We start from the raw sequence: 13,924 nt of genomic DNA, 5'->3' as shown, positions 1-13,924 counted from the left end.
GGCGGCCAGAACATTGGCCGCCGATGTCATTCTGTTGCTGTTTCTTAGAACTGAACGTCGAATTTGTCAGTCAGAAGGTTGATGAGATATTCACGCACCTCATCGCTTGGTTGGAGAGCGGCCCGCAGCGCGGCTTCAGCATCAACAGGTGATGTCATGGCATAGCCACCGACCACTTGCTGCCCTTCTTCAATGAATTCAGGGTCTTCATTGATGCGAGCGACGGCATCGGCAAAAGCGTTGACGATTTCATCGGGCGTGTCAGGATGAAGATAAGCTGTAAGGCCATATGCCAGCGTAAGGGCCCCCATCGCTTGGTAAGCATCCCATTCAACGCCGCTCGGTTCCTCACCAAATACATCTACATACACTTCGTATACTGATGGAAGATCGGGAACTGCAGGGTCACGGGCAATCAGTCGACCATTTTCATCCATTGATCCGCCGGTCATCAAAGCGACCGAACTGCCATCTTCTACACTCGACGCGACCTGAGTCATATACACAGGCGTGAATTGGAAATCGACGTTTGTTTCACCGCGCTCGAAGGCAAGACGAATGGGTCCACGGCCTGTAAAACCGAGCACCGAGCGAACATCGACACCCAACACCTCGAAAGACAAGAGCGTCGGAAGGTCACTGGCAGCTGCTGCGATACCGCCATAAAGCAATGGACCACTGGCATTGACGAAATCTTCCGGCGTCTCAATCCCAGTGTTGGCTGCAACATATGTTACACTTCCGAACGGCAAGCCATAGGCCATGCGCATGGCAGCAAGATCATACTCAACTTCAGGCTGACCCAAGACATAAGGGTTTGCCGTAGATGAAGTTGTGAACAAAACAGTCTGACCATCTGGGCGCGCATTTTGCTGGAACCAGTTTGCACCAAGGATTGACCCGCCGCCCCCACGGTTGGTCACTTCGACATTCGGGTTCCCTTCGAGGTGACGCTCCAGGAAGCGTTCTAGAAAGCGCGCTGCAACATCTGTCGCCCCACCTGGTGCGAAAGGAACGACCACTTCAATGGTCTGTCCTTCAAAGCTGTGCTGTGCTGTCGCGTGATTTGCACCCAGCAACGCCATAAGGGATACGGCTAGCGCTGAGCTTCCCGAAAGTTTTGTGTGTCGTGTCATAATAGTCTCCTCCTCTTTATGACTGACGTCAAATTACGGAATTGGCCAATGTTCCAATCCCGGTAACCGTCACCTCAACGCGATCGCCGGGCGCCAAGTATTTCGGTGGCTTGTGGCCAATGCCAACGCCTGCAGGTGTTCCGGTCGCAATGATATCTCCCGGTTGCAACGTCATCGTTGCACTCAAAGTCTCGATCAGACCGGGTATATCAAAGATCAGATCGGCGATTGATGCGCACTGACGCTCTTCGCCGTTTACTGTGGTCGTAAGCGTCTGCTTCGTGATGTCACCAACCTCTTCCTTGGTGACAATCCAAGGCCCAAGGGGGCAGAAACTGTCTAAGCTCTTGCCGAGCAGCCACTGATTGTGGCGCTTCTGTAGCTCGCGAGACGTCACATCATTGCAGACTGTGTATCCAAAGATGAAGTTGAATGCATCTTCGCGCGCGACCTTATGGGCTTCCTTCCCAATGATAATCGCCAGTTCGCCTTCGTAGTCCACGGTATTTGTCGGGTCCAGAGAAGCGTTGATATTCTCGCCGTGGCCAACAAGGCTTGATCCCATTTTGCCAAAAATGACCGCCTCGGTCGGGATCTCGTCTTTGCCCGTCGAGTCGAATCCACTCCCAAAGAACTCGCGTGCGTGGGCATGGTAGTTCTTGCCGACGCAAATAATCGCTGCGCGACGCGATACGACGGGAGGTAGTAATGTCACATCGCTTAGCGACACTTGCTTGGCAGTAGCTGACTTGCTCGCCCATTCTGACAGCGCTGATTCTCCGCCGTCTATGAGTTTTTGCAGTGCTGTCTCCGAGCTGCCTTCAATGCCCTCGTGCATGACCGCGATATGTTCCCCCACTACCACTCCCAAACCCTCGCCAGTGGCGCTCTTGAAAGCTGCAATCTGCATAGTATCCTCGCTAATTCATCTTTTTCTCGATAATATGAGAATTCATCGAGATTGACTTGTCAAGAGAATTTTGTCATAGAACCTGTTATGGAAGACGCTGCGACACTGGAAACAGAAACGACCTTAGTCGATCAAGCCTTCGCCAGGCTGCGAAAAGACATCATCGATGGTGTCCGCGCACCGGGCGAAAAGTTGCGCATAGAGAAGTTGCGTGGCCTGTATGGGATTGGACCTTCTCCGCTTCGGGAAGCGCTACAACGTCTTGCCGCCGACGGATTTGTTATCTCATCCAGTAATCGAGGGTTTCATGTTGCTCCACTCAACCCTGAAGAGTTCGACGACCTTAACAAGGCGCGAATTGCGATTGAATGCGCGGCACTGCGGTTGTCAGTCAAACTCGGCGATGAAGATTGGGAATCTCAGGTGGTGGCAGCCGCTTATTCTTTAGAGAAGCTTGATACCCTCCTTCATGATGGCCAGTTGCAAGACTTTGACCGATGGGAAAACCTGAACCGAAGATTTCATGATGCATTAGTCGCTGCCTGTGGAAGCCGTTGGCTGTTGCGACATCGCGACATGCTTCAAACCCAGTGTGAGCGATATCGGCGCGCGTCTGTGTATCACGCGAGGTTGAAGCGTAACTTACTGCAAGAGCACCAAGCACTGGCTAAGGCTGCCTTGGCGCGGGATGTGGATTTGGTGTGTCAACTTACTGAAGAGCATTACGCAAAAACTGCAACGCACCTGTTTTCTATTTTGTAACAGGGGCACAGAATTGGACCGGAAGGTTTGAATGCCTTGCTGACCGCGACCCGTTGAGAAATTTCCAACTCTAACTCGCTGCCAACGCCGCTGACGTTTCTCGTTGGTATCCACCCCGCGCATGCTGAGGTTGAGATCGGGATGAAGTGAGAAAGACGCGCAGAGCGAGTCGCTGAGCGGCCTCCAACTTTCTGGCCTGTGTGTGCCGATAAGGAAATGAAGGGAAGGCCGCTCAGTGAGTCGCTGCGGACCTCTGATGGCGTGTTGCGCAGACGCATTCGGGTGGGACTTTTGCGCGACTGATTGGGTGTCGAGCGATGACCGAAGTCTTAGGAAAACGAAGGTCAGGTGACGGGGGGGGCAGCCAGTGTCAGCCATACGGGTATGGCTGAACCCTCCACTCTCGCGAAGTGACGTGGTCTTGAAGGGCAGATCAACTAGCGCGGTGTGTTGAGCGTCGGATAGTCTCCTGCCGTGTCGCGGTGCCGGGAAGTATAGAAGCACTTGCGGCTCATGGCGGCACCGGCCATGTTGGGTGCCGCTCAGCTCACATATACGTGCCCGGCCCTTGACTGCCATCGGCTTCATGGTCGAGCGCCGTGGTGCAGCATTTCTAAAGGGCAGAGGTCGGCAGTGCAGACGAAGCTGGCGTCTGCTGATGGCTCGACTGCTCGCAGCTGCGAGCTCCGGTTCGCACCGCAGAAAACACCATGGGCAGCCTTGGCTTGCACCGTCCTGATGGTTAGCTGAGAGCAAAGGAGTCGATCATGCAGCATTTCTCACTTCTCGATCTTTCGCCGATTGCCGAAGGGGAAACCGCGGCCGAAGCGCTCGCCCACACTGTCGATCTGGCAACAGAGGCAGAGCGCCTGGGCTATCACCGCTACTGGCTGGCCGAGCACCACAACATGCCCGGTATCGCCAGCGCGGCAACGGCGGTCGTCATCGGTCATGTGGCCGCGGCGACAAAGAGCATACGCGTCGGTGCCGGTGGCATCATGCTGCCGAACCACGCGCCACTTGTCATCGCGGAACAGTTTGGAACCCTTGCCACGCTTTTCCCTGACAGGATCGATCTTGGGATCGGGCGCGCACCGGGTGGCGATATGGCGACCGCACGGGCGCTGCGACGCCACTTAGCACCAGAAGACAGCTTTCCCCAAGATGTGCAGGAACTTATCGCCTATTTCGACACGGCATCGAACAAGTTGTCCGTCCGCGCCATCCCGGGCGAAGGCACCCATGTCCCTGTCTGGGTCCTTGGGTCGAGCCTTTATGGCGCGCAACTGGCGGCCTATCTGGGACTGCCTTACGCATTCGCATCGCATTTCGCCCCTGCCATGCTGGAACAAGCGCTTGCGATCTATCGCAGCACGTTTCGCCCCTCGACCCAGCTGTCGAAGCCGCATGTCATGATTGCGGTGGGGGTTTGCGCTGCGGATACGGATGAGGAGGCCCGTTATCTGCGCTCTTCGCAGCTTATCGCTTTTGCGCGGTTGAGAACGGGCAACCCCGGCAAACTGCCCCGACCTGTTCATGACGCCGATCTGGAAATTCCAGCGCCGGTGCTGGCGCAGGTAGAACAGGCGCTGTCCTGTTCCGCCACCGGGTCGCTCCGAACGGTGGAAGACGGGCTTGCCCATCTCATTGCGAAGTATCAACCTGACGAACTGATGGTGACGGGGATGATTCACGATCATGCGGCGCGGGTCCGTTCAATCGAAATCGCGGCACAAGCACTGAGCCGACTGCAAGAAAAAAGCGCCGCAGCTTAATCGCGATCGGCCCGAAGCCGCCGCTCAGTGCGCAACACGGCATTCTTGAAAGCTGCCACTTGTGCTCGTTGCAGCGATTCATTGGTAACCGCCCGATTGTGGACTGCCTTCGAGGCGCCTCGGGTGCGCGATGCCGGGTTTTACGGCTTGAGCCGGTATCTGTCTATTCTTGCAAAATTACCCCATCAAACTCGCCTCGCACCTCCGCTGAGGTTTCCCCGTCAGTGGAAAAATCGAACGATCCTGACAAAAGGTTGCCGGTGCGTTCAAGCGTGATTTCGCCTTGCAGACTGTCGTAGTCATAATTTATCAGACGCATTCCGGCTTCATCTGGGGCAGCGGCGCGCTGCACCAGCCTATAGCGCCCGGCTTCGAACCCAGCAGGCAGCCGCAAGTAGAGTTCGCGACCAAGCATAAGCTGATAATCCCCCTCAGACCCAACCAAACGCCCTGAGGGTGTGGCGAATTCCTGCCGCGTTTCATCTGCTGTGGCCAGTTCATATCGAACTTCGGCCTGCGGGCTGAGAGGCAGGGCATTGACTGCGCCGAGAATGTTGATGTGGTCTTCGTCCTGCGACAGGAGAATTTCGAAACTCGCGGACAGCATATCGTTGATCTCGGTGATTTGTAATTGGCCGGAGAACCCGTCATTATAGTTCCAGGCATTGCCATCACCTGCCAGTCGCGCGATGATCTCGTCGTCATCAGCGCGCCTACCATCCACTGTGTAGACGCCGGGTTCCGCGCCCTTTGGCAGGATGAGCGTGAGCGATGCGCGAACGGGTGTCTCGGGCGCGTGCCCGCTGTGAACCGCATCGCCATACAGAACCAATTCATAAGGCCCATCGGCATTGCTGCCTCGGCGGTTGTTGCTGGTTGACGGGCGAAAGATATCGGCGGAAGCGCTGATGTAGCGCGGGTCATCTACCAGCGTGTCACGGGTGCCGGTGGTTTCAACGATCCCCGCTATCTCGATGCGAGCCTCACCTGCGCCCAACTGCTGAAAAAGGTCCTGCGCCCTGCCGCCTACAGTGCTGTCTGCGCCTGTTTCGGCATCATCCTCGCGGCAGGCGCTGACCAACAGCACCAACCCAAGGACCGCAACGGCATGCAAACCACGAAAGCCGACCAGGCCTGAAGAAATCAATGTCAATTTTTCCCTCGTTCAATCCCGAAAATTCATTTGAGGGTCCTCGCCTATGATCTGCGTAATCCAGAGTGCCCTCTCGACGCAGACTACCGGCGCTTGCAAGTCGTGTCCCCCGTTGTTTGGAGGGGAGAAAGGTGTAGCCATGTAAATAGCGGGCTGCTGTTCGATCCGTTCATTGTGGCGCCGTATGGGGGGCAACGCATCATTATCGATCACCACCCTTTTAAATCATAGGCGCTCTGCCTGAACACAGCACGCAGATCGGGCGAGGTGATGACTGCCAAAATAGTGAACGACAGCTTGCGAAACTGGCTGGCACAGAATAGCGGTTCCGATCAAAGGTGATCAGGCAGGTGGGTGACACGCGCTTTCTCTCTTCGACAAACCCGTCGAACATCGCGGGAAGTGGCATCAGGGTCGGCTTCTCGACCTCCCAGACATCGGCAATGCTGCCAGGCAGTGTGCCATGGGCTGTCTCAGCCCAAAGAAGCTTGCAGCGTTCTTCCAGCCAACCATTCAGCGCTTCAAGGTCCGGGAAGGCTGGCATGAGCTGCCAGAGCCGGTGACGCGCATCACGCACATTCTTCTCGACCTGTCCACTCGCCATTGTTCTTGAACCAATGGCGCACAATGGCTCGTTCCCAACCCGCGGCTGGATTGCAAAACTCGGGATCAAAGACATAGTGGCTGGTCATCGCTAAAAACCGCGCATTCACATCGCGCTTCTTGCCAGCCCCAACCCGGTCGACGGCGGTCTTCATATTATCGTAGATGCCGCGTCCCGGCACGCCCTCAAACACCCGGAAGCCATGCCAATGCGCATCGAACAGCATCTCATGTGTCTGCAGCAAATAGGCACGCACCAGAAATGCCCGGCTGTGCGACAGCTTGATATGGGCCACCTGAAGCTTGATGCGCTCACCGCCGACATAGGCCCAGTCCTCGCTCCAGTCGAACTGGAGCGCCTCGCCAGGCTGGAACACCAGCGGCACGAAGACCCCGCGATCTGTCGTGCGTTGCGCGCGCTGGCGTTCGCCTTTCCATTCCAGAACGAAGGCCGCAACACGCTCGTAGGAACCGTCATATCCCAACTTCACCAGATCGGCGTGCATCAGCCTCAAAGTCCGGCGCTCTTTGCGTGATTTGCGCTGATCCGAGACAAGCCAGGCTGTCAGCTGCTTGGCAAACGGATCCAGCTTACTCGGACGATCCGGCGTCTGGAACGCAGGTTCAACAATCCCCTCCCGCAGATATTTCTTGATCGTGTTACGCGCGATGCCTGTGCGCCGCGCAATCTCGCGAATGGGCATCTTGTCTCGCAGCGCCCATGTCCTGATAACCTTCAAAAATCCCATGTCGATCACTCCGATAATCCCCAGCTGATTCACGCCAGGGAAAAGTTGCACATGGGTCAATTCTCAGTGACAATTTTGGCGGTTGCCGGGTCAATTCTCAGTGGCAATCAACACTTCGGCTAACTCGCGCGCGGCTGCGAAGCGCTGTTCTGCGTCGGTGCTGTCACCTGCCAGCTTGGCTTCCCATGCTGCAATCATTTGCTCCCAAGTCGCGGCTTCCTTGGTCTTGGCAACTGACGGCGAATCTGTATGCAGACTGACCCAGACAAACTGGCGCGGTTCTACCGACGCGAACCGCTTCGGCACGCGGTTATAGAGATAGAGAGTTCCCTTCTTGGAACCGCTACGTGTTGTGATTGCAATGATCGCGCCCCTGACTGACTTCGGGAGAGTGTATCACAGTTTGTAATGCAGATTGTATAGCAAATATCGGGGGATTGCGGGGCTGCGCACGCAATTTTACAATAAAAACAAAGAGTTGATGGATTTTGCAGGTGTGATTTTGGCGGAGAGACAGGCTGCCTTGAATATGTAACGCTCAACATCATAGGGCAATATAAAACTATCCAAAACAAATATTTGCGAGAACTTTTGTAACATAGGGTTGCACTCAGGATCGTAACATATCATCATTTTATGGCCAGTAGGTAAACACGTAAGGCTTTATCTTGATGCCACGCATAGCGAAAGAGCTCTCCGCCATTGCGGTGCGGAATCTGCGCCATCCGGGCTTCGGCGGTAACGTCACCCACGCTGTGGGCGGGGTCACGGGACTGTATCTTCAGATCACACCAAACGGCGCGCGCTCTTGGCTTCTCCGATATGTCGCAAATGGATCGCGCCACAGCATGGGCCTTGGCCCCTTTCCAGAGGTCTCACTCGCCCGGGCGCGTGAGAAGGCGCGCGATGCCCGAGAGATAATTAGGGCGGGTGACGATCCGTTGGCCGAGAAGCGTGCCGAGCAAGAGGCGCGCCGCGCCCAAGTCACTTTCGCCAACGCAGCCGAACAGACCGTTAAGGCCAAAGAGGACGGCTTCCGCAACGAGAAGCACCGGAAGCAATGGCGGGCGACCCTCGACACTTACGCCGCCCCGATTCTGGGAGAAATGCCTGTCGCCGATATCAAGGTCAATGACGTTAAGAGGGTTCTGGAGCCGATCTGGACTACGAAAACCGAAACTGCGACCCGGCTAAGGGGACGGATCGAGGCAGTACTCGCCTGGGCGACAGTCCATGGCCACCGGACCGGTGACAACCCGGCCCGCTGGAAAGGAAACCTAGACGCGAGCCTCCCAAAGCCGAAGAAGGGGGCCAAAGTGAAAAACCATCCGGCGCTGACCCTCGATGACGCGCCGGCGTGGTTCGCCGACCTCAGGAAGCGCCACGGATTCGCCACGAGGGCGCTGGAGTTCGCGGCACTGACCGCCGCACGCTCTGGGGAGGTGCGCGGCGCGACGTGGGACGAGATCGACCTCGAACTGGGGGCTTGGACCATCCCGGCGGAGCGCATGAAAGCCGAGAAAGAGCACCGTGTTCCCCTGTCAGCCGCCGCAAAGGCGCTGCTGGAAGGGATGGATCGGATGGGAGACAGTCCATACCTCTTCCCGGCTGCGCGCGGTGGTCCGCTCTCGGATATGGCGCTCAGCGCGTGCATGAAGAGGCTCAACGAAGCGCGCGAGGGTGGCTATCTGGATGCCCGGTCTAAGCGGCCTGCCGTGCCCCACGGCCTGCGCAGCACATTCCGGGACTGGGCGGCAGAGAGGACGGAATACCCGGCAGAGATGGCAGAAATGGCACTTGCGCATCAGGTGGGATCGGCAGTCGAAAGGGCATATCGACGAACCGACATGATGGAGAAACGCCGCGACATGATGGAAGACTGGGCAAGGTTTTTGGGGGCTTAAGAATGCCAGAAATGATTTCGACTGGAAATAAAGCAATAATAAACCGCGAACTTGTCGCTCGCGGCGTAAGCCCTGCACAGATCGCGTGGGCCATTGCCGAACTAGACCAAGCGGCATGTGACTTTGTTCAAGATATGCGGACAGTACGACCCAAGCGGCGGAGCGGCAAGACGCTCAAAAAGCAGGTAGAAAAAATCGCAGGGTCTACTGGTGAGGCCCGTGCGGCAAATATACGCGACGCAGTTGAGATGGGCCTTGATCCCGAAGCGTTAGAGCTTTTCGTGAATGCAAAGCCCACGCATACTCTTCATGAAGCAATATACCGGTTGGAAGTACTTGATAGACTTGATGTAGAGTGGGTACCAAAGCCTGCAAACAGCGCGTTCCCTCAAGCTCGCCGTTTCATGCTTAACTGCATTGGCATCTGGATTGTTACAGACGGCGAGATTCGCTTTTCCACAAACGCGCGGCAAGACGGCGGCCCACTCGGAAGGTTTTTGAGAGCGGCGAAAACTGACGCCTATCTGAAAGCTGCGGAAAATAACGCTACCCGCGAGGGGGCAAAAAAAATAAGACCAAAGCTACCTTCTGCGGAAGGCCTAAGAAAAAGTGCGCAGCGCCTATATCAGGAATGTGAATGGCTCGGATTAGAATGGGATAGCTTGTTTGACAAAAGAGTACCATACCCCGCCGATCCAGAAGACCACACTTGAGCGTTGAGACTCCTAGAGAAAGTGCATTTGAGAGAAAACTACAGTGACTAATGGTAGAAACCTAAAGAGCTGTGAAAGCAACCTGCGATTACTAAAGCGAGGCAATTTCTGCGCATTTTGACGAAACACAAATTTTCTCAAAATTTTTCAATTGTACATTTAGACAGCCAAAATGCACCGGGTTACCCTTTCCATACAAAGGAGGTAACTCATGACTAAACAAACGAAAAGTCGGACCGCCATGCCTCACGCTTCGACGGTCTGGGTCTCTGTTGACGAGATCGCGCTCCGGTTCGGCGTCAGCCGCAACACGGTGTGGCGCTGGTCGCGGACTTCTGAAAATAAATTTCCCAATCCAGTTCGCCTGACCCCTCGTGTGACTCGGTGGCGGCTCGCAGATATCGAGCGCTTCGAGAAAGCCCTGGCTGGTGCCTCCTCACCGTAAGTTAAAGACCCCGACAGTTGCCGGGGCCCTAGAGCCGTCGAGTTGCCGCCCGACAAACTGAAACGGTCCGGAAACCGCCCTTCACATGATCTTCGTGGCAAAAAAAAACCGGACAGTCAATGGAGTTGCTATCTTGCCGCACCCATTACCGAAATATATGAAGCGAAATCATCATCGAGCCATGAATATGCTGGGGTATGCACTGACCCTCTCAGACGCGAATTCATGGGAAGCTACATCTGTGATCTGGCAGGCTAGGCTTGAACCCCAAGAATGCGCTGCACTCGCCTGGGCTGCGCTCCGGAGCATGGAGCGTGAGGGCGCGATGCTGGTCGCCGAAACAGTCCTTGGTGGCGCCGGCTCTCCGCCGCCTATATTCATTAAATTGCTCGAAGATGCCACCGCGTGGGCAGGATATGCCAGTCACGAAGAGCTCGAAGCATATGCCCTGTCTATATTCCAGGCATTTACCATTAGCCAGCGCCGCGAATTCGTTGAGTTTGTAAAAGGATATGAGCATGCCGATGCGTAACAGATTTGAAGTCTTATCAGCACAGCTCGAGATCGATCAGAGTGAGTTTAATAATTCCGAAGGCGCGCATGAGGATAAAAAGGCGAATGAGGAGATTGAATTCATCGTCAACAAGAAAGGTGATCTGGTCTCGAATGTAGCAAACGCAATTGCGCTCATTTCGAGTCACCACGCGTGGGCCGGAGCATTGGCCTTCAATGAGTTTACTAGAGAAAGGGTTCTTCTTCAGCCTATCCCGGGGCAAAAAAATAATGGATTCCCACGCAAGCTTGAAGACGAAGATTACACCGCAGCACAGATGTGGTTTAACGCTAACGGACTTCCGATTATCACTAAGGATGCCGTGGTGGCCGCACTTCGCAAGTGCTGCCGGGACGCCCCTTTTGATCCACTTCGTGAATTTCTGGAAGGCTTGACTTGGGATAGAGAGAAGCGTCTCGGCAGATGGCTCACAACATACTGCGGCGTCGATTATAACGCATACACTGCAGAGGTTGGCCTTCGCTGGGCTGTCTCGGCAGTCGCGCGGGCGCTCAAACCCGGCTGCAAGGCCGATCACATGCTTGTCTTCGAAGGGATGCAGGGGCAGCGGAAGTCAACGGTTCTTTCCACGCTGGCGGGAGAGAGTTTTTTTTCGGATAACTTGCCGCCGATGCAAACCAAAGATGCGTCAAGCTTCCTGAGGGGGAAATGGATCATTGAGGTCGCAGAACTGGATGCGATGCGCCGTGATATTGACGGAGTAAAAGCGTTCATTTCGCGCCAAGTCGAGTCCTATCGCCCGGCTTATGGGCGAGAGGAGGTGTCAGAGCCACGCCGCTGCGTTTTTGCTGGCACAACAAACAAGTCCGATTGGCAGCGCGATGAGACGGGCGGGCGCCGCTTCTGGCCAGTCAAAGTCGGGTTGGTGGACATTGAAGGGCTGGAGCGCGACAGAGAACAGCTCTGGGCTGAAGCAGTCGCGCTCTACCTCGAGGGAGAGCGCTGGTGGCTCGAAGGCGATGTAGCAGAACTCGCACTTTCGGAAGCAAGCGATCGCACTCCGGAGGATCCTTGGCGGTCTGAGATCGCTAATATCTTGGAAGATATGACAGAGATCACGACTAAACAGGTACTCGGGATGCTCGGCATTCTTTCAGCAGACATGACACCGGCCCTGAGTAAGCGTGTTGCACGCGAACTGGTCGCGTTGGGTTGGGAAAAGACTGGGCGGATTACTGCTGGAGAATATAAGGGAGCCGCAAGATATATGCCGGTACCGGCAAAACCCAGAAGTCCATCCTAATAAATTTGTCTCCAGTTTTAACTGGGGACGAAGCCCTCTTAACGGAACTACTCACAAAATAAGGTGAAAAATATGGAACACGATACCTCCTGCAATGCGGCTCTACTTAAGGAAATTGACGAACTTCTCGCTATTATCGACGAAATGGCAGATGAAGCACAGTCGTCATATACCGAAGCGCAGTCAGGCAAGCCTATCGATGGCACACCCGAAAGAAAAATGAAGTGGTACCTGAATGACAGATGGTGGCCTTGACGCTCCTAAAAACCCAGATAGGGTATTTCCGGGTTTTTGTCGAAAATGGTTCGAGCGGCGGGGGCGGCCTTTGGGGCCCGTTTCATTGATATTCAAAACAAAACACCACGGTTGCTGCGAGCGCGACAGCAGAGAACCCCTACTGGAATCTAGGAGAGTACCGTAAAGTGTGGGGCCCGCTACCCAATGATATTTCGGTGTCCTGTTGCGAAGAAATTTGAAGCCTTGCCTCTCTACGGTGAGCAGAAGGTTGCTGCAGCGAAAACCTGTGCCTGATACCCACCGACATTACCCAAGTGTCGTGCCGTCTGACGTGAAGATCGCCTGAACCTGTCCGCATCACCAGCAGCCCGCCGTCCGAACTGAGCTGCGTGCCACGAAATTCCAGCCACACACGAGGGTCGAAATCCATCCGATCTGCCCACTGCGAACCCGCACCCTCTGGGTGATCCATGAAACGCGCACCTCCCAGACAACAACACTATGATTTATATGTAAAATATCACGATAAGGACCGCAAAATCAGCAGATCACTCGTGGAATGCGGGACCAAAACCGCATCGCCAACCTTGGGGATCGGGTATCCTCACGTCAGCCTCAGAAATGGATACTTATTCCGACATTCTTCGAGAGACTTGTTTGCATCAGATCGGCATTGGACAATGTCCGATGTGCCGACATAGACACCGATACCCGATCCGATATCTGATAACCCGCACTCACCCCGAAAGAGCGATCTTTCCTGGGCTGCCCCATATAGCGCCCACCTTTGCTGGTGGCATAATGGGCAGAGAGGCTTGCCGGGCGATCTGCGATATATCGGGCAATACCAACTGTGGCCCGAAATCTCTGGCTGTGGATGTCCGTCACTTTCGATCCGAACTCGAGGCCCGATGTGATCGCTGTTCCGTTGCTCAAGGCAGAGCTTGCCGAGATGCGCAGGAAATCCTGCGACCAGTTTGACGACGTATCAGGCATGACCTGCCGTTCTCCGATCTCGAGGCCCAGAGAGTGGACGCCGTGCGAGGAGGTGAATGCCTGGGTCACTCCTGAAGAGATGCGCAGGGATTTCACCTCACCCAGTTTCACATAGCGATAATCCCCGCCCCCGCAGATATGGAAATGGCGCCCGGCATTTTGCTGAAACCGAAGACAAGCCTCTGCATCAAGATTTATTTTCATCACCTGAACGCGGGGCGCATAGGCCGCCGATCCTGAAAACCGAAGGTCCAGCGCTGTATTTTCGGCCAGATTCTGACGCAGGCCGGCACGGATCTTCACCCCGGCCAGGATATCCCCCTGCGCCACAAAGTCAGGATCGATCCGGAACCTGAAGCCTGCGACGTCAATACTGTCATTCGGAACGCCCCCAGTGACATTCGGATCATATGTCAGGGTCGGGCTGATCCTGACATACCGTGCGCCCCTCCCATCCAAAGCTCTAAAACCGCGTTGTTGCTCAAAACTCTCGAGATGGCGGCGCGCCGCCGGATGCCCCGACATCCTATCCAGATATCTTGTTACAAGCACATCATTACCTGTAAGTATCAGAGCGCGCTGTTGATTTCCTTGCGCGTAAAGCTCTCCGGATGTTACTTTCGTAATTAATAATATTGATAAAAACCTGAGCATTTTTTTACTTTCCTTTTCTCCATAAATTAAACTTAAGTGTACCATTGCGCTCTTAAGGTTGTTTTTTTCT

At 55.1% G+C, this 13,924-nt stretch carries 13 protein-coding genes and 1 pseudogene; 8 read left to right on the top strand and 6 right to left on the bottom strand.

Features of this window, described 5'->3' with window-relative positions; translation table 11 throughout:
• Window positions 1-44: 44 nt before the first annotated feature.
• Entirely contained in the window at window positions 45-1,136 is a 1,092-nt protein-coding gene (locus EV660_RS15010) for a Bug family tripartite tricarboxylate transporter substrate binding protein (protein WP_134014075.1), read from the bottom strand.
• Between the two features lie 28 nt (window positions 1,137-1,164).
• On the bottom strand, window positions 1,165-2,046 hold the full coding sequence (locus EV660_RS15005; RefSeq protein WP_071479302.1) for a fumarylacetoacetate hydrolase family protein: 882 nt from the start codon (window positions 2,044-2,046) through the stop codon (window positions 1,165-1,167).
• Between the two features lie 87 nt (window positions 2,047-2,133).
• Between EV660_RS15005 and EV660_RS15000 the strand changes: the two genes are divergently transcribed.
• Together EV660_RS15000 and EV660_RS14995 are read left to right on the top strand one after the other, a co-directional pair.
• Window positions 2,134-2,808, top strand: coding sequence for a GntR family transcriptional regulator (locus tag EV660_RS15000; RefSeq protein ID WP_071479301.1), 675 nt, complete (start codon window positions 2,134-2,136; stop codon window positions 2,806-2,808).
• Between the two features lie 767 nt (window positions 2,809-3,575).
• On the top strand, window positions 3,576-4,583 hold the full coding sequence (locus EV660_RS14995) for an LLM class flavin-dependent oxidoreductase (protein ID WP_071479300.1): 1,008 nt from the start codon (window positions 3,576-3,578) through the stop codon (window positions 4,581-4,583).
• Window positions 4,584-4,746: 163 nt separating this feature from the next.
• On the opposite strand, the gene EV660_RS14990 is transcribed toward EV660_RS14995, so the two are convergent.
• The 3 genes and pseudogenes from EV660_RS14990 to EV660_RS18945 all read right to left on the bottom strand — a co-directional run bounded on the left by EV660_RS14990 (window position 4,747) and on the right by EV660_RS18945 (window position 7,394).
• Window positions 4,747-5,730 (bottom strand): hypothetical protein, encoded by a 984-nt coding sequence (locus EV660_RS14990; protein WP_100319095.1) that lies wholly within the window; start codon window positions 5,728-5,730, stop codon window positions 4,747-4,749.
• A gap of 301 nt (window positions 5,731-6,031) precedes the next feature.
• Window positions 6,032-7,088: pseudogene (gene istA, locus EV660_RS14985) on the bottom strand (IS21 family transposase); the annotation flags it as partial.
• Window positions 7,089-7,178: 90 nt separating this feature from the next.
• Window positions 7,179-7,394, bottom strand: a complete 216-nt coding sequence (locus tag EV660_RS18945; RefSeq protein ID WP_071479298.1) for a hypothetical protein — start codon at window positions 7,392-7,394, stop codon at window positions 7,179-7,181.
• Between the two features lie 365 nt (window positions 7,395-7,759).
• Between EV660_RS18945 and EV660_RS14975 the strand changes: the two genes are divergently transcribed.
• The 6 genes from EV660_RS14975 to EV660_RS14950 all read left to right on the top strand — a co-directional run bounded on the left by EV660_RS14975 (window position 7,760) and on the right by EV660_RS14950 (window position 12,222).
• Window positions 7,760-8,992: a tyrosine-type recombinase/integrase gene (locus tag EV660_RS14975; protein ID WP_071479297.1), complete on the top strand. Its 1,233-nt coding sequence runs from the start codon at window positions 7,760-7,762 to the stop codon at window positions 8,990-8,992.
• A gap of 2 nt (window positions 8,993-8,994) precedes the next feature.
• Window positions 8,995-9,705, top strand: coding sequence for a hypothetical protein (locus EV660_RS14970; RefSeq protein WP_071479296.1), 711 nt, complete (start codon window positions 8,995-8,997; stop codon window positions 9,703-9,705).
• A 211-nt stretch (window positions 9,706-9,916) separates the two neighbouring features.
• The gene (locus EV660_RS14965; protein ID WP_198510660.1) at window positions 9,917-10,150 is read left to right on the top strand and encodes a helix-turn-helix transcriptional regulator; all 234 of its coding nucleotides are present in this window, start codon (window positions 9,917-9,919) and stop codon (window positions 10,148-10,150) included.
• 85 nt (window positions 10,151-10,235) lie between these two features.
• Window positions 10,236-10,682, top strand: a complete 447-nt coding sequence (locus tag EV660_RS14960; protein ID WP_100319094.1) for a hypothetical protein — start codon at window positions 10,236-10,238, stop codon at window positions 10,680-10,682.
• A complete protein-coding gene (locus EV660_RS14955; protein WP_071479294.1) occupies window positions 10,669-11,967 on the top strand; it encodes a virulence-associated E family protein in 1,299 nt (432 codons plus the stop codon). The genes EV660_RS14960 and EV660_RS14955 overlap by 14 nt, the downstream gene beginning before the upstream one ends.
• Window positions 11,968-12,039: 72 nt before the next feature.
• Window positions 12,040-12,222: a hypothetical protein gene (locus EV660_RS14950; RefSeq protein ID WP_071479293.1), complete on the top strand. Its 183-nt coding sequence runs from the start codon at window positions 12,040-12,042 to the stop codon at window positions 12,220-12,222.
• Between the two features lie 597 nt (window positions 12,223-12,819).
• Here the strand turns inward: EV660_RS14950 and EV660_RS14935 are convergent.
• Complete coding sequence (locus tag EV660_RS14935; RefSeq protein WP_134014078.1) at window positions 12,820-13,899, bottom strand: hypothetical protein; 1,080 nt, start codon at window positions 13,897-13,899, stop codon at window positions 12,820-12,822.
• Window positions 13,900-13,924 lie beyond the last annotated feature (25 nt).

This window comes from Roseinatronobacter bogoriensis DSM 18756 (assembly GCF_004366635.1).
In the GTDB taxonomy this organism is placed as follows: Bacteria; Pseudomonadota; Alphaproteobacteria; order Rhodobacterales; family Rhodobacteraceae; genus Roseinatronobacter; species Roseinatronobacter bogoriensis.
Note: the sequence above shows the minus strand (reverse complement) of the source record. Positions and strands in the feature narration are given on the sequence as shown.